At 48.0% G+C, this 22234-nt stretch carries 12 protein-coding genes; all 12 read left to right on the top strand.

What is annotated here, in order from left to right; all coding sequences use genetic code 11:
• The first annotated feature begins 23 nt into the window (after window positions 1-23).
• Window positions 24-1742: a phospho-sugar mutase gene (locus NYE24_RS17190; protein WP_036699256.1), complete on the top strand. Its 1719-nt coding sequence runs from the start codon at window positions 24-26 to the stop codon at window positions 1740-1742.
• Between the two features lie 142 nt (window positions 1743-1884).
• On the top strand, window positions 1885-3924 hold the full coding sequence (locus NYE24_RS17185; RefSeq protein ID WP_342479177.1) for a DUF5693 family protein: 2040 nt from the start codon (window positions 1885-1887) through the stop codon (window positions 3922-3924).
• On the top strand, window positions 3897-5063 hold the full coding sequence (gene csaB / locus NYE24_RS17180) for a polysaccharide pyruvyl transferase CsaB (RefSeq protein WP_341027355.1): 1167 nt from the start codon (window positions 3897-3899) through the stop codon (window positions 5061-5063). The genes NYE24_RS17185 and csaB overlap by 28 nt, the downstream gene beginning before the upstream one ends.
• A gap of 7 nt (window positions 5064-5070) precedes the next feature.
• Entirely contained in the window at window positions 5071-5829 is a 759-nt protein-coding gene (locus NYE24_RS17175; RefSeq protein WP_036699251.1) for a WecB/TagA/CpsF family glycosyltransferase, read from the top strand.
• 113 nt (window positions 5830-5942) lie between these two features.
• A complete protein-coding gene (locus tag NYE24_RS17170; RefSeq protein WP_036699250.1) occupies window positions 5943-7070 on the top strand; it encodes an MraY family glycosyltransferase in 1128 nt (375 codons plus the stop codon).
• 235 nt (window positions 7071-7305) lie between these two features.
• Entirely contained in the window at window positions 7306-11220 is a 3915-nt protein-coding gene (locus NYE24_RS17165) for an S-layer homology domain-containing protein (RefSeq protein WP_342479176.1), read from the top strand.
• 126 nt (window positions 11221-11346) lie between these two features.
• On the top strand, window positions 11347-11688 hold the full coding sequence (locus NYE24_RS17160; RefSeq protein WP_036699246.1) for a hypothetical protein: 342 nt from the start codon (window positions 11347-11349) through the stop codon (window positions 11686-11688).
• Window positions 11689-12275: 587 nt separating this feature from the next.
• Complete coding sequence (locus NYE24_RS17155) at window positions 12276-15164, top strand: DUF4469 domain-containing protein (RefSeq protein ID WP_342479175.1); 2889 nt, start codon at window positions 12276-12278, stop codon at window positions 15162-15164.
• A gap of 86 nt (window positions 15165-15250) precedes the next feature.
• A complete protein-coding gene (locus tag NYE24_RS17150; protein WP_342479174.1) occupies window positions 15251-15835 on the top strand; it encodes a hypothetical protein in 585 nt (194 codons plus the stop codon).
• 188 nt (window positions 15836-16023) lie between these two features.
• Window positions 16024-16296, top strand: coding sequence for an alpha/beta-type small acid-soluble spore protein (locus NYE24_RS17145; protein ID WP_342479173.1), 273 nt, complete (start codon window positions 16024-16026; stop codon window positions 16294-16296).
• A gap of 203 nt (window positions 16297-16499) precedes the next feature.
• Entirely contained in the window at window positions 16500-17702 is a 1203-nt protein-coding gene (gene metK / locus NYE24_RS17140; RefSeq protein WP_036699242.1) for a methionine adenosyltransferase, read from the top strand.
• Window positions 17703-17891: 189 nt separating this feature from the next.
• A complete protein-coding gene (locus tag NYE24_RS17135; RefSeq protein WP_342479172.1) occupies window positions 17892-21923 on the top strand; it encodes an Ig-like domain-containing protein in 4032 nt (1343 codons plus the stop codon).
• The last annotated feature ends 311 nt before the right edge of the window (window positions 21924-22234 follow it).

The following is a 22234-nucleotide window of genomic DNA, read 5'->3' as shown; positions in this document are numbered from 1 at the left end:
TAGATGGAGAAGGAGAGATTGACATGACTGGATTAAGCCCGAAGGCGCAGGAGACCCTGGCACGCTGGCTGCAGGACCCTTCTGTCGATGAGAACACCAAAGAAGAGCTGAAGGCTCTCGCCGGTGAACCGAAGGAACTGGAAGAACGATTCTATAGAGATCTTGAATTCGGTACAGGCGGCTTGCGCGGAGTCATCGGAGCAGGCAGTAACCGGATGAACCGTTATACAGTCGGCCGGGCTACTCAGGGCTTCGCTGATTACATTCTGGGACAGCATACGGGAGAAGGCAGACCCTCGGTGGTTATTGCCCACGATTCCCGGCGCTTCTCGCCGGAATTCACGCTGGAGGCTGCGCTTGTACTCGCCGGCAACGGAATTGAGACCCACTTGTTCCCTTCCCTGCGCTCCACGCCGCAGCTGTCCTTTACCGTCCGTCATTTGAAGGCATCTGGAGGCATTGTAATCACTGCCAGCCACAATCCGCCTGAATACAACGGATACAAGGTATACAATGCCCAGGGCGGACAGCTGGTGCCGCATGAAGCAGAGAAGGTTATTGCTAACATTTTGAATGTGGACTCCTTCAATGGGGTAAAACGCATGTCTCAGGAGGCTGCAGAGAGCGCAGGCCTGCTCCATTGGCTGGAGGCCGAAGAGGACGAGGCGTTTACGGATACGGTTGCTGCGGTAAGTGTCAGCGGTGAAGAGATTGCTTCTTCGCTGGGCCGGGATTTCTCCATTGTCTATACGCCGCTGCACGGGACAGGCAATCTTCCGGTCCGCCGTGTACTGGAGAAGATCGGCTTCACTCAGGTGCATGTAGTTCCTGAGCAGGAACAGCCGGATTCCGAATTCTCTACCGTGAAATCTCCGAATCCGGAGGAACGTGAAGCCTTCACCCTGGCGATGAAGCTGGGCGAGGAATTGAATGCGGATCTGCTGATCGGTACAGACCCGGATGCTGACCGTATGGGCGCCGTGGTTCGTGACAACGAAGGCAAATTTGTAGTGCTGTCCGGGAATCAGTCCGGCGCGCTCATGATTCATTATTACCTGAGCCGTTTACAGGAACAAGGGAAGCTGCCGGCTAACGGCGCTGTAGTCAAGACCATTGTAACCAGTGAGATGGGCGCTGCTGTAGCCAGCCATTATGGCGCTACGGTGTTCAACACCCTGACCGGATTCAAATATATCGGGGAGAAGATGAATCAGTTCGAGCAGTCCGGCGAGTATACGTATCTGTTCGGATATGAAGAAAGCTACGGATACCTCGCCGGCAACTATGCCCGTGACAAGGATGCAGTCCTTGCGGCGATGCTGATCGCTGAAGCGGGTGCCTATTACAAGGCCCAGGGCAAGACCCTGTACGATGTGCTGCAAGAGCTGTATGCACAGTTCGGATACTTCCTGGAGAGCCTGGAGTCCCGTACGCTGAAGGGCAAGGATGGAGTGGCCCAGATTCAGGGGATTATGAATGACTGGCGGACCAGCCCGCCGCACGAAATCGCAGGTGCTTCCGTGACGCAGGTGCTGGACTATTCCCTGGGGCTTGACGGTCTGCCTAAAGAGAACGTGCTGAAATATCTGCTGTCGGACGGCTCATGGTTCTGTCTGCGTCCTTCCGGCACGGAACCGAAGATCAAAGTGTATTTTGCCGTGGTAGGTGAATCCCTGGACAACGCTAAGCACAAGGTTGCTGAATTGACCAGTCAGGTTATGGCGCGGGTAGACGGGAAATAATAAGCAATATATAACTTCCCTGCGGAAACGGAGCTGCTCCAGATGGACAGACCTCCGTTTCCGCTTAAATTTGCCGCTGGCAAGAGGGTCGGCAACTGTGACGTACGGCAATCAGCTTTAAAGTGAAAGAGGAGGTACTTTGGTGCAGCAGAAATGGCAACGCTGGAATATAGCATCACGCAAGTGGTTATGGATCATTATGGTGATAGGGCTGATCAGTGCACTTCCGGTCGTATACGACCGTCTACAGACAGAGAAGTCTTCCAAAACGGTTGAGTTTGTCTTTGATTACCGCGATCTCGTGGAGGTTGCGAGCTACCGGGAGAATCCGCAGGATTATATCAACGAGCAGCTGGACCGGCTGAAGGCTGCCGGTGTTCAGAGTATGGCTATCTATGAAAATACATTGGAGGATTTCCGCAAGGCGCGCCGCCTGATGATTTGGGGAGCGTCTGATATCGCCAATCTTACCGATACTGTGATTCCGGAGAATGAGAACTATACATATGTCCTCTTTACCAGTGCGAAGAACAGTGAAATGCTCTCACCGGTTATCCGCGATGCCTTCAGTAGTCTGGACATCCGGACGGAAGAGTGGAACTACCGCGGACAGCAGGGGCTGATCATCGAGACTCCGCTGGAGAATGCAACGCTCAAGCCGCTGCAGCCGGACCCGATTACGCTGGAAATGCTGCACGGGAAGGGCTTCAGCATTGTGCCCCGGCTTGTAGACTCTCTGGCGTACAATCAGGATGCTGTGAAGAAGCTGCTGGACCGTTACGCCGAGCTTGGCGTCAAACGGATTCTTTTTGAAGGCGAGTCGGTTAAGGGTTACTCCGATGATGCGGATACGGCCAGTCTGACAGCCTTCGCTAATCTCCTGAAGCAACACGGGATGGGGATTGCAGCTATCGAGAATATTAAAGTTCAACAGAAGGGCTTCTCCAAGCTGGCCTATATGCTGGACTACAACGTGACTCGCCTGTATTCACTCAGTGAGGCGGATTCCAGCCTGAAGACTGAAGTGATTGCAGACCGGTTCGCACTGGGTACGAAAGACCGCAATATCCGCATGATCTATCTGAACACGATCCCCTCTAGAGACACCAAGAAGGCTGCCATTACAGATACGCTGGATAATCTGATCGAGAGTCTCAGCGGACCTGAGGGTGCGGTGGCCAAGATTGAGTCTAATGGCTTCAAGCTTGGACAAGCTACAGCGTTTGATGTGGCCGACTCCTCCTTCCAGCGTTATTTCAAGCTGATTGCAGTGATCGGAGCCGTGGCTATGGTTGCCCTGCTGTTCTCCTACTTCATTCCTTGGCTTACTCTGCCTGTATGGGTGCTTGGACTGGTTGGAAGTGCAGGACTGCTGATTCTGAAGCCGACATTATTTGAACAGGCGCTGGCGCTTGCCGTAGCAATAAGTGCGCCTACCCTGGCTATAGTGCTGGCTATCCGCAAAATTAATGAGATGGGCCCGCCTTTACGCGCCAATCCGTTAACCTTTGCCGTAATGAGCCCGCGCCGCCGTCTGACACATAGTCTCGTTCTGTATGTCAAAACTGCGTTAATCACATTCAGTGCGGTGCCTTTCGTCATTGCTCTGCTGAATAATATTACCTACGCCCTGGTGCTGGATCAGTTCCGCGGTGTAAGTCTGCTGCACTTGGCCCCGATCGGGCTTACTGCACTGTATGTCCTTCTGTACCGTGGCGAATTTGCCTTTAACAAGACCGGTAAGCTGCTGCGGACGCCGATTACACTCGCTATGGTCATTGCGGCCGGAGTAATCGGTATCGTGGGGATGTATTATTTGAGCCGGACCGGGAATGCCGGAAGTGTAAGTGCACCGGAGAAAATCCTTCGTGTCTTCCTGGAGAATACTGTCGGGGTCAGACCCCGTAACAAGGAATTCCTGCTGGCACATCCACTCTTTATCCTCGGCGCATTCTTGGCCTATAAATACCGGAGTGCAGCCTTCATCATGATTATTGCAGTCATTGGCCAGTTGTCTATGGTGGATACCTTTGCCCATATTCATTCGCCGGTACTAATCTCGCTGGTCCGCGGACTCCTGGGTCTTGGACTCGGCCTGATCATTGGTATTATCGCTGTAGGGATATGGAAGATTGTGGAAGGATGTTGGAAACGATGGTCACCTCTGCTCAAAAAATTGTAATCTCCGGCTTTTACGGCTTCCACAACAGTGGAGACGAAGCCGTTCTGCAGTCGATTCTGAATGCTCTGCGCAAGCATTCCCAGGCCGCCGGAGTAACACTTGTGCCTGTGGTCTTATCCATTGATCCGGAGTGGACGGCTGCCACGTACGGGGTGGAATCCGTACACCGGATGAAACTGGGAGAGGTGCGGAGAGCTATATCAGACAGTGCGGGTCTGATCAGCGGCGGCGGCAGCCTGCTTCAGGATGTGACAAGCAGCAAGACCATCCCGTATTACCTGGGCATCATCAAGCTGGCCCAGTGGATGGGGAAGCCGACATTTATCTATTCCCAGGGAATCGGCCCGGTGAACCGCAAGCTGTTTCATCCGCTGATCAAATCGATTTTCCGGAAATGTGCTTATATCTCCGTGCGGGATGAACAGTCCCGCCTGCTGCTTCAGTCTATGGGGCTTAGCATTGATGATATAGACGTTGTACCCGACCCGGTTATGGGGCTGGAGTTGCCTAAGGATATGCAGTCAGAACAACATGCAGAAGCAGATCCTGTAGCTGGAACACTCAACTCCGGCCTGCAAGGTTCGCCCGCTACTATAGGTGTCTCCGTGCGCTTCTGGGAGGAGTCCCGCCAAGAACTTGATACCTTGGCTGAGGGTTTAGTGAAGGCTTCTGCGGTCCAGCCGCTCCATGTACACTTTCTGCCCTTCCATCATCCTGCGGACAATGAGGCTTCCCGCTATGTAATGCAGAAGATAGGCCGGGCTATAGAAGATAATGGGGGATCAGTAACGATCCGTGAGGATGTGCTTCATCCGCTGAAGATGCTGTGGGAGGTAAGCCAGTGCCAAACGCTTATAGGTATGCGGCTGCACAGCCTTATCTATGCTGCGGGACAGCGTGTTCCGATGATGGGCGTCTCTTATGATCCGAAGATTGATCATTTTCTTGAGCGGGTGGATTGTCAGCCGGTGGGTAAGACAGATACACTGGAGGCAGACAAGGTGGCTGCCGTTCTTCTGGAGCTGCTGAGCTCAGGGGAGCGCTGGAAGCAGGAGCGGGAGCCGCTGATTGCCGCGCTGACCCAAGAGGCTGAGGCGCCTGCCCGGCGAATTGCCCAATATTTCGGCCGTAAAGGATGAGTGACAAGTGAAAGCAGATAGCGCATTACCGACAGTACCCATTTTTGGCATACGAGTATCCAAGGCGGATATGAAGACCACGGTTTCCTATTTGACGGAGGCGGTTCATAAGCGTGAGCCGCATCAGGTAATTACTGCTAATCCGATCATGGTTATGGCGGCGCTGGAGAATCCGTCTTATATGGAGATTATGAAATCAGCAGAGCTGGTTGTCCCCGACGGGACTGGAGTGGTATGGGCAGCGGAATATTGCCATGAGCCTGTAGCTGAGCGTGTAGCCGGTTTTGATCTTTTACATGAATTATTGCACCAAGGCGAAAGCTATAACTGGAGAGTATATTTGCTCGGTTCAACTCCTGAGGTGATTCGCGAGACGGCTTCCCGGTTACAAACAAGATATCCCGGTATTGTCATCGCAGGATATCATGACGGGTATTTTGGTCCGGCAGAGGACGAACAGATTGTGGGCGGCATCCTTGAAGCGAAGCCTGACTTGCTCTTTGTTGCCAGAGGGGCGGACAGTCAGGAACCATGGATTGCCCAGTACAAATCCCGGCTGCAGATTCCGGTGATGATGGGTGTTGGCGGGAGCTTTGATGTGATCTCAGGCAAGAGCCGCCGTGCTCCTGTTGCCTTCCAGAAATTAAGGGCAGAATGGTTATACCGGCTGCTTAAGGAACCTACACGTTACAAAAGAATGCTTGCGCTGCCGAAATTCGCAGTAAAAGTGGTACGAGAGAAAGATAAAGTAACAAAAGACCAGTAAAATGAGGAAATTTACTGAAAAAATCCGTGGTATCGCCTAAAAACAGTATTGGAATTTGTTTTTGGTTCAGCGTATAATTCAATGCGGTAGAGAAATGGAGGTCGACTTTTCAAATGTTAATCATATACATCGCCGGATTCATTGTGTGCATGGGGCTTGCACTGCTTTTGACGCCGTTCGTGAAGAAATTCGCTATTAAGATCGGTGCGACAGATGTGCCAAATGCCCGGAAAGTGCATACGAAGATCATGCCCCGCCTCGGCGGACTCGGCATATTTCTGGCGTTTGTGTTAGGCCTGCTTGCCGTATTGCCGTTTATTCCGTACGACTTCACTCCCCGGGAGACTAATTTCATTAAGGCGCTGCTATGCGGCGGAGGTCTGATTGTATTGATCGGCGGTTTGGATGACCGCTTTGAGCTGTCAGCCAAAGTGAAGCTGCTGGGCCAAATTGCTGCTGCCTGTATCGTAGTTTTCGGGTTTGGCATCACGGTTGATTTCGTAAATATTCCTTTTCATAATAGCTATTCTTCCCTAGAGAGCTGGATTGCCATCCCTCTGACGATCTTCTGGATTGTCGGTGTCACGAACGCTGTGAATCTGATCGACGGGCTGGACGGGCTTGCAGCAGGCGTATCTGGTATCGCAATTGCTACGATTGCCGTCATGGCCTTCCTGATGGGTAACACCATGGTTGCCTTGCTCTGTCTGCTGCTTCTAGGCAGCATTCTGGGATTCCTGTTCTTCAATTTCCATCCTGCCAAAATCTTCATGGGCGATACGGGCTCGCTGTTCCTGGGCTTCTGCCTGGCGCTGCTCGCACTGCTCGGCTTCAAACAGATTGCGGTGGTTTCATTCATTACACCACTCCTTATCATCGGAGTTCCGTTATCGGATACGTTCTTCGCCATCGTCCGGCGCAAGCTGCAGAAGAAGCCGATCTTCGCTCCGGACAAGGGCCATCTCCATCACTGTCTGCGTGAGCTTGGCTTCAGCCATCGCCAGACAGTACTGATCATCTACGGCATTGCCGCATTCTTCGGCATCCTGGCAGTCATCCAGACCTCTGCTTCGCTCTACGAAGCCAACTGGGTTACTTTCGTAGTCATCTGCGTCATGCTCTTCTTCCTGCAGATCGGCGCAGAGATTACCGGCGTCATCAGCAAGACCAAGCGTCCGGTGATTGACTTGTTCTTGAGAATGCGGATGAAGGTTGGGCAGGAGCGGGGAAGCAAGCTATAAATTCTTCGGCATCCTGGCGTAACTTCAATTAGTTTCATTAAATACTAGTGCGTATCCTTTCATAAGGGTACGCTTTTTTTGTTTTATTCTCATAGCCGGGCAAGCTGGGGCCTTTGCTATTGCAGATCTGGATGCCGCTTACAGAAAAGTTGGGCGTAGTCCTTCAAATTATGGGCTGCTGGACCGATAAAATAATTATCATCAACAAAAGGGAGAGGTTAATGACATGCAGCGCATGAGAAAAACATTTATCTGGACACTTCTGTTCGCTTTATTGGTATCCTTAGTCCCACCAGGACTTATGAATATTGCGGCGGCTGCAGATAAGCCGACCAGTTATTTTACACCGGATAATCAAAAGCTGCGGAATACGGTTGATCTGACCCTGCTGCCGCCAGCTTCATCATCGTCATCTGCGCAAATTGCCAGAGACAATGTATTGCAGGTGACAGATGCGAGTCTCACAGTAACAGGAACCTTCACCAAGGTAACCAGTTCTACACTTGGAGCCAATGTACAGTTATTGACGTGGGATCAGAAGAACGGCAAGTGGCTGGAAGATCCTACACATGTTACGCCTGGAGTTGTTCAGCTGGATGTTGATAGTCCTGACAACCGCTTCAGTGCCAATTTGACCTTGTATCCTGGTATGAACCGGATTACATTGACCGGATCACAGGGCAGTAATGACCGCTCCGAAGCATTTTACGTTCTATTTGATCAGGTACCCTATGTAGAGAAGCTTCAGGTTCTAGGGGGATCTGAGAAGCTGAATCTGAATGAAGGCGCACAACTGGTCGTAGCCAACAAGGAAATCACACTTGAAGGCAAGGCCCAGAATGTTACCAAGGTTACAGTTGCTCTTAATGAGGGTACGGCTTCAAGCACATCATTATTGCAGGACGGCACCTTCTTTTCCCAGCGTATGGAGCTTAAGCCTGGGGTAAATAGCCTTAAGCTGGTTGTCCAGAATGGTTCTGACACACTCAGCTTTCAATATTCAATTTTCTACTATGATGAGAAGAACCCCATAGTCGCCATGTATTTAGTGGATAATCAAAAACAGGGGCAGGACCTTTTGTACGGAGACCAGCCAGTGATGACAGAAGACAGCGATACCGCTAATCTGTTTGTCCAGATGATGGTTCCAGACAATGCCGGAGTTCCCTTTAGCGGATCAGCGGTTGTGAAGCTGGATAGTTTAGTACCCGCTATTGTATATGGGGAAGGATTAGTATTTGGAAGCAGTGGTTCTGTGGAGTTGAAATTAGGCTCTGAAATTTTAGTGCCATCTCCGATTAAGGACGCACCTGCTTATCGGCTGGTAACTTTTAAGCTCCCTTTGACACTGACAAAGGATAATGCAACACCTGCCAACCGCTTAGAAAAGCAGACGCACAATCTTTCAGTAGCCTATGGAACCAAGACCGTTAACCGGTCCATTGATTTTCAGTATATGAAGAATAATATTGTAATTACAGATATGAAGTATTTGCCGGGATATAACGAAACAACAGGGACAGTACCTGCCGGAGTAGCGCTGAATGGGGCTAAGGTGGATTCTGGAGAATTCTATATCTTGGTCAAAACCAATACGGCTGTGACAACCACTCCTGTGAAGCTGCTGGCAAACTATTTGCCTTTGTCCACCAGAGTTTTAGCGCCGCAATGGATTAAGGCGGTATCGCCAACAGAACATATCTTCAAAATTACGGATTTCCAGAATGGGAATCAGACTGTCCGATTCAAGATTGATGGCTCGTCATCAAACAAGGATGTGAATATTTCATTTGCCTCCAAGAGCTACATTTATGTATCCAACCTTACGGATGGCCAGACTTATGTAATAAACTCCAAAGAAAGTACAGTATTGAACGTAAAGGGACAATATATTGATTTTAATCTGGGCAGCAGCTACTTCCTCGCTGAAATGTATGTGAATGGAACGAAGATGAAGCCCACGGGAACTGAGAAATGGCCTAACCCAAGTGATGGTACTTTTTCGGTGGATTTAACAATTAATGCAACTTCAGGACCCATCGTATTCGGGGAGAACAAAATTGTTCTTACAGGAACAGGGGTAGATGAAAAAGGACAGGTTCGTGAGGTTCGCAAGGAACTGCGCGTCTATATTCTTGATGAGAACGTATCAACCATCAGCAAGTTCCAGCCAGCCTTAGGCACAGGGAGACCTACATTCCCGGACACTAATTTCGGACCAACGGATGTACTGCTCACGAAATTGTTTAATTTGACACCTGATTTTATTTATAATGAAACAAAGTATACAACCAGTCTAAAAACCTACGATTTGGTGCTGCGGGGCAGCGGGGCTGTGAAGCTGAACCTGAACCTGGGTACCAAAAATATTTTGTCGCTTGATATTCCGGCAAATGCCAGTACTTCAAATACAGCAAGCCCGGTGTTTGCTGATCAACGTTACACTACCAGCTTTGCCGGCAGTCAGAAGGACTTCGTAATGCGGATTCAGGATCTTACTAATGATACACCGGGAACTTACATCTATACGCTTGAACTGATTAACAGCACTGGTGCCAAGACCAGCCAGAAGCTGGAGCTGATCCGGGAGGTCAGTGCTTACCGCATTCTGTCTCCTCAACCCTCTGTAGGGACTCAGTATGTTGTGAATAAGAACTTTGTTCATTTTGATATTGAGGCTGAGGGTGCTACTAATGTAGTTATTGACAAAGAGCAGGCCGTTAAGCGGACGGATCTGGGACCGGGCAGATTCGTTCTGGATTACGTAGGCTTGAAGCCGGATAAGGCAAACAGTATCAAAATTCAAGTTGTCAGAGGAAGCAGTACAAGTACAGATACTATCTCGATATTCTATACGGGTACCGTGGCTGTTGATTCGCAGTATATGGCTCCTAAGGTAGCGGACAAATACAGTGTATTTAATAAGAAGCTGGAACTGAGCTTTCCGAAAGGGACTGTAATGCAAAGTACAGATACACGCAACCTGAAGAAGTTCTATCCGGATACCAAACTTCGCTTCGGTATTGCTGAACCGACAACAGGTGTGGTAGAACGCCGTAACGATTATGGCAATGTCATCGGCTTCCCGGTAACCTTTGAAGAGAGCGGAATTCCTAACTGGACCATTCCCGATGAGTTCTCACTTCGTTTCAGTTCTCCATATGAGAGCAGCAACTTCGTAACAATATCCGATGTGTACTGGATTAGCGGAGGCCTGGGAGAACTGGGTACGGTATCGACCGGAGGCTACATTCCTGCCACGAATGGCTTGGCTCCGTATTCTGTAGATGGTTTGTTCGGTGATCCGCAGACTCCGGCAGAACGCAAGATCACTCCATCCAAGCGTGGGAAACTAACGCTGGCCTTTGACTCCAATGTCGTTGATGACGCGGGGACTGTTGTAACTGTATTCCAATATAATTCCAACCGTGAATGGGTGAATATTGGCGGTACTGTGGATACCAACAAGCATACAATCAGTGTTCCGTTTGATGAGTTTGGTTATTACAAGGTTATGAAGATGAGCCGCGGTTATAACGACATTACGAATCATCAATGGGCCCGTAACATTCTCAATGCCCTGTATTCCAAAGGGATCATGAATAATCTTCGCTTTGAACAGTTTGGCACAGACGATCAGACTACAAGAGGAGAGTTCGCAACCCTGCTGGTAAAAGGCTTGAATCTGCCGCTTAACTACGATGGCAATAAGACTTACGCTGATTTGGTTCCAGGGGCCGGTTCAGTGACCTGGGATTATGAACATATTGAAACAGCCTCGAGAGCCGGAATTGTTACTGGACTTACCGATGGGGTATTCGGGCCAGATCAACCGATTACGCGCGAGCAAGCGGCAGTGATGATTGCCAGAGCACTCAAGCTGAAGCTGCCGGTTAATGATCAGAAATTAAAGGATGCAGTAGCCAAGTCATTCCTGGATTCCGGTAAAATAGAGTCCTATGCATTAGCCGCAGTTCAGGCCGTGTCAAAGGCGAAAATTATGAACGGGGCTGAAGTGACCACTACGGGCCAAAAGAAGGCTTCGTACAACTTTAATCCCAAAGCCAATATGACAAGAGCTGAGGCTGGTAAAATTGCTGTGGAGCTTTTGAAGAAAAGCACTACAATTTTCCCTAAAACCCTGAGTTAGGGATTGACAGTTCTATAGTAAAAACCTTATTCAGGTTAAATTACCATTCGGACATCTTTGTAATCTGCTCCCATTTGCGTTACAATGTCAAAGAAACCATTTTTACGTGAAAGGTGAAAGCTATCGATGAAACCGATTTTATCAAAAGCACAATTGGATTACACGAAAGCAAAGAATATGTTTGAGAATAGAGCAAAGGTTATGGAAAAGGAAATTGCAGCAAAGCGGGCTTTGCAGGAGATCACTCAGGAAGTAATGGAAGAGCTTGTTCAAGCAACTGGCTTCCATGATGCTTATAATGAACTGGTTATTGCTGAGAATGCTTTGATTGAATGGTCCCATAGCACAATCAAACATGAGAAGAGCTACCGCGAGAACCGTGCAGCTATTGATGCCATGTATGAGAATGTTAATGCAAGTCCTGAGAAGCGCCAGGAGTTAATACAGCTATCGTTGAAGATTCGATAGTCCTGGATATACTAATTTGAAGGAAAGGCTGCTGAGTTGATCTCAGTAGCCTTTCTTTATGTAAATCACTATCCGAAGTGTTAACCCTGTTGCAATGTGGTTATATACTTATTAACTTGAATGCTGGTCAACAAACACCCCCCTGTTAGTACGCAATATTTGTTTGTAAACTTAGAAAATATTGTTTAATGACGTTTGGAATATCTCTATGCTATACTGATTCCCGTAGCCACCCAACATTAACAATAGTTAGTAGAACATACATATTGTATCTTCTAGTGTATCGGGGCAGGGATACAGCAGGCAGGAAAAAGTTTTTTTTAACCAAAGCGCAACTTTTTCAAACCTATTGCGTTTAAGGTGTAGAGTCACTTGCACAAGGCAATTGTGGAATGCCCTGGAGGCACTGCTCATTGCTAAATGGAAAAATTAGCTTTACGTGACTAGAGGCACATTGTATAATACTTAGGTAGAATTAGGAATCTAGTATTACTATGCCTTGAAGCTGTTTACAAGTTTCTGTGATACCCGTCACAGACATTATTTATACTTAATCTGCTCAACTCGGGAAAGGGGGTGCTCGACAAATGAGTGATATGAGCTACACAACTAAAGAAAAATCCCAGTTTATGAACGTCCAAGGAGGAGAAAAAAAGGTTATGAAGAAAATTTTATCCGTAGCACTGTCTACAGCAATGGCATTCTCGATGTTTGCCTCTGTGGCATTTGGTGAAACAGCAAAAGTAACTCCACAACAAGCATTTGATGCTTTGGCAGCAAAAGGTATTCTTAATGGATACCCAGATGGTAAAGCTCACCTTGAAAAAGATCTGACTCGCGGTGAATTCGCTAAGATCGTTACTAAATTGTTCGGTCTTACTGAAGTAACTGGCAAGCTCACTTACAAAGACAAAGGTTACACAGCTACTAACTGGACTGTTCCTTACGTAGAAGCTGTTACAGCTGCAGGCTTGATGCAAGGTCAAGACACAGTTAAAGGCATCTTCAACTACAATGGTAAAGTAACAGTTGAAGAAGTTGCAGCAGTATTGTTCCGTGCTCTGAAGATGGAACAGCCTACTACAACTGACAACAATGCATCTGTATGGGCTAAAGGCTATGCACAAGCAGTTATCAATGCTGGTCTGATTGCTAAAGATGTAAACTTCAAATCTAATGCTGACCGTGCTCTGGTAGTACAAACAGCTTATGCGGCTGATCAAATCGGTAAAGTTCCTACATTGACTGTAGCTTCTGCTGAAGCAGTAAGCCCAACCAAAGTAGTTGTAACTTTCTCTGACAAGACTACTGCAAACGTTGAATTGACAACTGCTCTGGTAGCAGGCGTTGAACAAACAATCAACTTCAAACACCTTGAAAAGGACTACACTGCAAAAGTAACTCTGCAGGCTCCTAAGGTTGTTTCCGTAACAACTCCTAACTCTAAGCAAGTAGTTGTGAAGTTCAACCGCACAGTTGATACTGACACTGTTGCTGAATCCAGCAAATTGCTTGATGAAGTGATCAAGATCACTAAGGTTGGCACTAAGGAAAATGATGCAGTTAATGCTAATGTGACATTCAATGCCGATAACACTGAGGCTGTAATCACTTTGGCTAACGTTCCAACTATCAAGTTCCTTAAAGGTAACTACAACATTGAAGTAAGCGGGGATATTCGCACAACTTCTGCAGAATCCATCCCAGCTTTCCTTCAAACGGTGAATGTTGCTGACACAGTAGCTCCGACTATCGTATCTGCAACTGCTGCTGCAAAAACAAATACTAAAGATGTATATGTTAAATTCAGCGAGCCAGTTAAAACTACCGGTATCGTAGCTTACGTTAACGGCGCACCTGCTCAAGCTACTTCAACCAATGCTACTTATGATGAATTCAAATTGAGCGGCGTATCTTTGGATAGCGGCAAGACTTATGATGTGTCTCTGCAAAACGTATCTGACTATTCCGGGAACGCAATTACACCGAACCCAACTAAAACTACAGTTACAGTAACTTCCGATGTTGCAGCTCCTGTCATCAAGAGCGTAACTCCGGTAAGCGACAGATTTATCGAAGTTGAATTCGATAAAACTGTAGATCGTGCATCCCTGGTAGGTAACGTTCGCTTGTTGAACGCTTCTGGTGAAAGCCAAGGTACGTTCTCCGTTATTACTTCTGAGAATGGCAAGAAGTTCACATTGCAGTCCCCTAGAATTTCATTCCCATCCAGCAATACTTTCACCGGCTCAGTTGTTTTCGCTGCTTCGGTTAAGGACACACTGGGCAATATCCTGGGAACGGCTTCTAACCAAGCCATCACATTCACTAAGGACACAGTAGCTCCAACAGTGACTAATGTAACTTATTCAACAACTGCAACGAACAAAGGTATTGCCTTGAGATTCACTAAGGATGTTGAGTATGTTGGTAAGGGTACTGTATACCTGATCAGTGAATCTACTGGTGAATCCATCATTGTTCCAACTACCGGCTTCAAGAAAAACAACGAAAAAACTATCGTTATTCCAGTTCCAGCTACTGTAGCTGCTGGTAAGTACACTCTGCGTGTACCTGCTGGTCTAGTGAAAGATAAATCTTATGCTGGCAATGAAAATACTGCACAAGTATTGGATGTTACTTTGGGAGCTTCTTCCACTGATGACAAGGGACCAACATTGTTCATGCCAACTGCTAGCTACACACCAATTAAATTCAATGACAGTGTGAAAGTTAGCGGAGACAGCGTTACTAATACAGTATATGGCGAAGCAAGCATTACAGTTGATCTGATGGATCCAAGTGGTCTGAATAGCACAACTCTGATCGATGTAAACAGCTATACACTGGACGGTAAAGCACTTCCAGCTGGTTCATTCCCATCTGTAACAACTCTTGATATTAATGGTAATGTAACTACATCTACAAAGAATCCTGTATATGCTCGCGTAACTATCAAGATTCCTAGTGGTGCAATTGACAAAACTAAATCTGATTACGAGTTCATCGTAAGCGGAGTTACTGACACTGTTGGTAACGGCATTGATGGTACACAAGCTAAAGCTAAGGGTAAGCTGACTAGCAGAGTTAAGCCAACCTTTAACACTGCTGCAGTATCTGGAGGAAGCTCCACTGAACTGATCCTTGGATTCTCTAAAGACGTAGTTGGTCTTACTAAAGAGAACATCACAAGCAACCTGCAGTTCTTTATCAACAATGATGTTGTTGATAACCAAGCTGTTAAGGCATCACAAATCGTTTCGGTTACTGAAATCAAGTACGGTTCTGACAAGGGTAAATGGTCTGTTAAGTTCTCCAAACAAATCATTGATTCTAAAGCAGGCGCACTTGAAGAGCTTGACCTTAACGCTAACGAAGTTAACAGAATTATTGTTAAAGTCGTTAAAGGTGCAACGTTCACTGACGGTGACGGAAACGTTATTAAAGACGACACTACTGAAGTTTACGCTAAGTAATCTCCGATTACCGAAGCAAAGAATAGCCTCTTCGGAGGCTATTCTTTTTTTATAGCCATTTATTCCGATATGAGGAGGAAATACATTTGAAGACCGCTTGGAAAGTTACGATGTCAGCAGTGCTGCTGGCCGGTGGCCTATGGGCAGGCTCCATGCTTAACTTAACGGCTGAAGGTGCAGGCGTAGGATCGCAGCCAGGAACGGCAGAGGACCCTGTGGTTACCAAGAGCTATGTGGATCAGCAGATTCAGAAGGTTTTGGGCGGTAACATTAGTCCACCTACCCAAGCTCCGAGCGCTACGGCTACTAATGCACCGGCTGCAACTGCAGCACCGAGTGCAACCACAGCACCTACCAAAGCGCCAGCTCCCGGTACAGGGGATACCAGCATTACAGGAAATGCCGTTGAAATTGTTGATGTGAAGCCAGGCCAGACTCTCATCGCTGGAGCAGGTGCAGAATTCATTGTTCGTGCCGGCAAAGCGGTTATTTATTCCCAGGATGCTAATGGGGTGGCTGATTTGACGGATGGTGTCGATTTGGCGAATGGTGTAGCTGCGCCTACGAATCATCTGTTATCTTTCCCGCGGGATGGCCGTGGAATCGCTGTACAGGACGGTCAGACGATGAAAATCGTTGTTATGGTCCGTGGTGCATATACTCTGAAATAATCAACGACTCGAGTTAAAGTTTACTTCAATCGACATTTTTCTTTCTATATAAAGAATGCCCTATATTGGACTTCAATATACCCCGGAACTCATTCCCACAGCTGACAAACATTGAGCCGACTTAGGCCTTTGGAATTCGTACACAATACCACCTGTAATCTTAAAAAATTCGCAGGAGGTGCTGTAACATGGCACGTACAAATCGCACAGTGGTACCAGAGAGTCGGGCAATGCTGAAACAAATGCAATATGAAATTGCTTCTGAATTCGGATTATATGGAGCTTCGTACGGCGGTGGAATGGATACGGAGTTTGCTTCTGAGCTGGGGACGATTGGCGGAGCAAGCGCATCTGGAGGAACTCCATATCTGGGGCATCTAAGCTCCAGAGATAATGGATCTGTTGGCGGGGAAATCACAAAGAGGTTGATCAAACAGGCAGAGCAGTCTCTTTTCGTATAACTGGCTTCAATTGACAGCAACCGGTAAATAAGATAATATGACTTTTGAGGAAGGCCGTAGACCTTTTCCATTCGGAAAAGGTTCATTTTTTGAATTAAACAGGCATTGGCCATTATTCTACTACTACTTACATTTGGCCTGTTATCTACTAGGGAGCCCCCTTGAATACAGTGTCAGATCAACAATATGGGAGGTTGTTGTATATGTCGATCAAAGGGCGTCATCTGTTTACTTCTGAGTCCGTAACGGAGGGACACCCCGATAAAATCTGTGATCAGATATCCGACGCGGTACTAGATGCATTTCTTGCTAACGATCCTAATGCCCGTGTAGCTTGTGAGGTAGCTGTAGCAACAGGTCTCGTGCTTGTCATCGGGGAAATTAGCACTAAGTCTGAATATGTGGATATTCCGGCAATCGTACGTAATACTATTAAGGAAATTGGCTATACCCGCGCGAAGTTTGGCTTCGATTATAATACGTGTGCCGTCCTTAGCTCGTTGAATGAGCAATCTGCAGACATTGCCCAGGGTGTAAATGCTGCTCTTGAGCATCGTGATCCTGCGTCACTAGCTGAAGAGACTGCTAACATCGGTGCGGGTGACCAAGGTCTGATGTTCGGGTTTGCTACCAATGAGACGCCTGAGCTTATGCCGCTTCCGATTGCCCTGTCTCACCGAATTGCCCGCCGCTTGGCGGAAGTCCGTAAGGATGGAACTTTGAAATATCTGCGTCCGGATGGTAAAACCCAGGTTACGATTGAGTACCAGGGCGACAAGCCGGTGCGTGTGGACACGATCGTAGTATCTACCCAACATGCAGAAGAAATTACCCTTGAGCAAATTCAGGCAGACATCAAAGAGCATGTCATTCTTCCGGTTGTTCCAGCTGAACTATTGGATGAAGCCACTAAATATTTCATTAATCCTACTGGCCGCTTTGTGATTGGTGGTCCTCAAGGAGATGCCGGTCTGACTGGACGTAAGATTATTGTGGATACATATGGCGGTTATGCCCGTCATGGCGGCGGAGCCTTCTCCGGTAAAGATCCGACCAAAGTGGACCGTTCTGCAGCCTATGCTGCCCGTTATGTAGCGAAGAATCTGGTCGCTGCCGGCCTTGCTGACAAGTGCGAGATTCAATTGGCGTATGCTATCGGTGTTGCAAACCCTGTATCGATCAATGTAGATACATATGGAACGGGGAAGATCAGTGAGGAGAAGCTGGTTCAGCTGATCAGCGATAACTTTGATCTTCGTCCAGCGGGAATCATCTCGATGCTGGATCTGCGTAAGCCTATCTATAGACAGACAGCTGCTTATGGACATTTTGGCCGTACAGATGTGGATCTTCCTTGGGAACGCGTGGATAAGGCGGATTTGTTAAAAGCCCAGTCCGGAATCTAAGAATTAAGAATAAACATGCCCATACAGATGCCCTCATGAAGAGGGTGCTGTGTGGGCCTTTTTTTTGTGAAAAGAGCAAGCCGATGTGCCCTTAGCTGTCATCTTCTAAACTTTGGAAGCCCTTTAGCCGAAATATAACAGTATACAAATACAAGAAGTGCTGGAAGGGCTGAAAGGGGTTTTTTAAGAATGAAAAAGAAATTAACAATAGGCACAGCAATTATCATTGCAGGCAATCTGCTGCTTGGTCTGAGCAGTCCAGCTATCGGTATACATACATCAGCGGTATACGCCGCTTCGGAATTCGGAATCAGCATTTCTCCTGCTAACGGGTCTGCTTTTGTAAATGTCGGGGCTTCGCTGGGGCTTAGCTTTGACCGCCAGGTGATCCCGCAAGCCGGGAAAATCACCATTACAGATGTAAATGCCGAAACAGTATTTACGGAAATTGCAATCGGGAGTGCAGGGCTAATCGGAAACTCGGCAAGCTACGAGATCAAGCTAGGCTCCAGTTTTAAATTCGCTCCTTACAAAACATATAGCGTAAGTGTGCCTAAAGGGCTGTTCAAGGATAGTGCAGGCAATGAATCAGCAGCAACCAGCTGGAAGTTCACGACAGCCCCGGAGGTGAACCCGGCGATTATAGCAAGCAGTATGTCTCCGGCCAGCAATTCCAGAATAGAGGCAAGTAGCTTAACGGAGCTGAGTATACGCTTATCCGGAGTGCTTACAGCCGGGGGAGGCAGCGTCAGGCTGCTCTCATCAGCGGATAACGCGGTTATACAGGAGTTTGCGATCCGCGAGGGAGAAGCTGGAGTAGCCTTCCAGAGCGCAGATTCAGCTACAACGGTTACACTGACACTGGCTAATAAGCTTCCATCTGGCGGAAATTATTATGTGCTTATCGATGCGTATGCATTCAAGGATACTAATAATACAACCTATCAGGGGATAGCGAGTGGCAGCGGCTGGACCTTCTCCACGATTGGCACGGGTACTATCTCTGCATCTACGGCTCCGGCCAACGCATCTTTTGGCGCATCGGTAAGTGGAGCCCTTAAGCTGTACTTCGACCGCCCGATGAGTCCGGCCTCTGGAGTAATCTCAGTCTCTCCAGGTGCAGAAGGGGACGCCAGGACAAGATGGTTGAATGTTAACTCGACGAGTGTCACCGGCGGGGGGAGCTCAGCAATTACACTGTTGCCAGCCTCCGCGGCGTCGCCGCTGTTGAGCGGTACACTATATACAGTTACAATACCGCAGGGGGCTTTTTATGATCAGGATGGTCAACTCTTTCCGGCTTCAGGTCCGTACTCCTGGACGTTCACTACAGCTTCGCTGACAAGTCTGTCTGTAGCCGGGTTATCTCCAGCGGACCGCAGTGAGTCGGTAGACATCTCCAAAACGATTGCGGTTAATTTCAACCGGGATGTTGTCTATGATAGCACCGTCGCAAGCGGGGTTGTTCTATACAAAAGCAATGGCTCTAAAGTGGCAGCAGCAGTCCAGCAGGGTGCCTCTGCCAAAGAATTCATTATTAAGCCGGCTGCAGCGCTGGAATCAGATACGATCTATTATATCGACATCGCCAAAGGGACGTTCACAGACGCCGCTGACCCCAGCGTGCAGTATGAGGGATTAAGCGGTACCAAATCATGGAGCTTCCGCACTGTAGCCATAGACAAGACCCCGCCATCGCTGACGAGTGCAGTGCTGGAGAACAATCGGACGATCCGTCTGAGGTATAGTGAGACGCTTAATGCTTCAGTGGCTCTGCTGGCTTCCAGCTTCGGGGTAACCGTCAATGAGGAAACCCGGAATATTGAGAGTGCCTATATTCAAGGAGATAGTGTATTTGTAGTGATTAGTACAGGTATCGCTGTAGGCCAGAATGTGAAAATCAGCTATACCGGCGGCGTGCGGACGATTCAGGATACGAGCGGGAATGCTGCACCTACCTTTTCTGGACAGCAGATCACCAATACTATAGAATCGGCGCTCCCTACGCCCAAAGAAGGCAGAATTACAGGCAGAACAGTAACACTGACCTTCAATGATACGCTCAAAACGGTCTCTCCATATGCCTATGAACAGTTTGTGGTCACGACTGACGGGTATTCGCTTGGGGTGAATTCTATTAGTACCAGCGGCAATACCCTATATCTAACTGTAGGTTCTGAGGTGGGCAATTCGGAGTCGGTCCGGGTATCCTATTACGCCGGATCGTATCCGCTGGTTAGCTCTCTGGGGCAGAATATCGCGGGCTTCGCTGAGTTTAACATCCGCAATACTAAGGACAACGTGCCGCCGGTGTTCCAGAATGCGACGGGAGCGGGCAATAAGCTACTTCTCAATTATAACGAAGGTCTGTCCACCATTAATTTGCCGATGAATAGCCAGTTCTCTGTACTGGTTGGCGGCAAACCAAACTATGTTACCAATGTTTCGGTGAGTGGTACACAGGCTACATTGACCCTTCAGAATGCATTGCCGCTTAGCGGAACAGTTACGGTATCCTATGTTCCAGGTACTCTTGGACTTAGTGATCTGAATGGAAATCGTGCCGCCTATGTTGATCTTCAGCCAGTGTCTGTAACTTCAGCTACGGTAGTCTCCGAGATCAGCGTAGCTACGGTGAAAGGCAATGAACTTAATGTTACCTTTACCAAAAGCATGCAGTCCTCTTCAAAATTGTATGCTAATCAGTTTGGGATTAAGGCTGATGGAAGCGGCATTGATGTTCAGGATTTCAGCCTGTCCGGAACTCTTTTAAAATTGAATCTCTCGCAAGCAGTGACGGCCGGTCAAAAGGTTGAGCTCTCTTACCTGTCTGGTGCGGGGATGATTACAGATACCAATGGGAACTCACTTCCTTCCTTCAACTCATTGTCTGTTCAGAATCTGACCACTGGTGTAACCGGCAATGGAAGCCGCCCTTCTTATCTGGGAACCCTGCCTGCCAGTGAGTTTGGCAAGGAGTACCCGTTACTGAAGAGTGATTCTGCTCTTGGGGTTACAGATCTTTCGGTCTACAAACAAATGGTTAAAAGATATGATCTGAATGCAGAGCGTATGGCTGCCAGTTATCAATATCTGAAGCTTGCAGGTACGGATGAGTTGGTATTCGAGGTTCCTTCTACAGAGAAGTCAGCCTATGTTACCGTTCCGCTAAAAGCTCTATCGGATGCAGCCGCAAGCAACAAAAATGCAAAACTGATCATCCGGTACGGAGATCATATGTATGGTATAAAACTAAGCGATATTGATGTGAATTCACTAATTGCTAGTTTGGGGACAGATATTAGTAAGGTCTCCCTTGTTCTGCGTATGGAGAGTGTTCCGGGCGGGACGTTCTATTCGTTCGAACAAAAAGTTGGAAGCCAGGCCATGCGTAACGTTACCGGGCTTATGGATTTACGTCTAACGGGTTCTATTAAAGATAACTATTCCAATGCCAAGGAGTTAAATGTAGCAGGACAATACACTGTTCGCAATGCTGCTGTACTGAACTCTGCACAAACGATGGCTTCCGGAGTAGATTCGACATATAATGATGCTATTTATTTGCCGGCCCAAATTGCTACAGTGGGGAGTAATAGCGTTGTTAGTGCACGCACGAAGGGGAACCAGGTGGTGGGAGTGTACATATCCTTGCGTACATTTGGAGATGTGACCTCCCATTGGAGTAAGACTGCTGTAGCAGAGTTGGCCGCCAAAAATATCATAGATAGCAGCTATGGAACTGCGTTTATGCCTGATCAGCCGATCACCCGTTCCGAGTTCGCTGTGATGCTTAGCCGGGGCCTGGGTCTACAAGCAGTTCGTGGTGGAGCTTCCCAGTTTAAGGATGTACGCCCCTTTACACAAACGAGTGACTTCATTGAAGCCGCCGCCAAAGCCGGCATCATCAACGGCAATACGGACGGGACCTTCCGTGCGGAGGATAAGATTACCCGTGAGCAGATGGCGATTATGATGGTGAGGGCGCTGGAGTATTCCGGACAGTCTGTAACGCTGAGTGCATCGGTGATGGATACGCTTAGCCCGTTCAAGGACCGGGCGAAAATTCTGAGCCAGAGTATCGAATTTGTAGCCAAGGCGGTTAAGGCGGGAATTATTCAGGGGGTCAGCACTACAGAGTTCCAGCCGCAAGGTAATGCTACCCGAGGGCAGGCTGCGGTCATGCTACAGCGGATGCTGAAGGCAGCAGGCTATTTGTAAGGGAATTGTATAGTTTATAGTTAAGCAGAGCATCCGGTCTATGGGCCGGGTGCTTTTTTGATAGATAAGAATTTATGTGTTTTGGGGTCCCCGCAAAGTACCTGAGTCACCACCTACGCTAAAGCCCCACTTTGTGGGGTTATTTTGCGAGGACATATTTTATATGTTCCGGAGCTATTTTGGCACGCCAGGACAGCTCCGGCGTGACTCTGCCCAGCCGGTAAAAACTGCTAGTTCTCTCCAATTTTCGCAACTTTTCGAGCTGAATTCAGTCTATTAAAGGTATAGTCTATTACTATGAACTGATATCC

Source organism: Paenibacillus sp. FSL H7-0350, from assembly GCF_038593195.1.
Taxonomy (GTDB): Bacteria; Bacillota; Bacilli; order Paenibacillales; family Paenibacillaceae; genus Paenibacillus_AQ.
The sequence above is the reverse complement of the archived record's forward strand: the minus strand, read 5'-3'. Positions and strand labels throughout refer to the sequence as shown.

Bases quoted from the DNA above. Each gene is read 5' to 3' on its own strand.
- NYE24_RS17190 (WP_036699256.1), top strand. From the start codon at position 24: ATGACTGGATTAAGCCCGAAGGCGCAGGAGACCCTGGCACGCTGGCTG.
- csaB (WP_341027355.1), top strand. From the start codon at position 3,897: ATGGTCACCTCTGCTCAAAAAATTGTAATCTCCGGCTTTTACGGCTTC.
- NYE24_RS17170 (WP_036699250.1), top strand. From the start codon at position 5,943: ATGTTAATCATATACATCGCCGGATTCATTGTGTGCATGGGGCTTGCA.
- NYE24_RS17165 (WP_342479176.1), top strand. From the start codon at position 7,306: ATGAGAAAAACATTTATCTGGACACTTCTGTTCGCTTTATTGGTATCC.
- NYE24_RS17160 (WP_036699246.1), top strand. From the start codon at position 11,347: ATGAAACCGATTTTATCAAAAGCACAATTGGATTACACGAAAGCAAAG.
- NYE24_RS17155 (WP_342479175.1), top strand. From the start codon at position 12,276: ATGAGTGATATGAGCTACACAACTAAAGAAAAATCCCAGTTTATGAAC.
- NYE24_RS17145 (WP_342479173.1), top strand. From the start codon at position 16,024: ATGGCACGTACAAATCGCACAGTGGTACCAGAGAGTCGGGCAATGCTG.
- metK (WP_036699242.1), top strand. From the start codon at position 16,500: ATGTCGATCAAAGGGCGTCATCTGTTTACTTCTGAGTCCGTAACGGAG.
- NYE24_RS17135 (WP_342479172.1), top strand. From the start codon at position 17,892: ATGAAAAAGAAATTAACAATAGGCACAGCAATTATCATTGCAGGCAAT.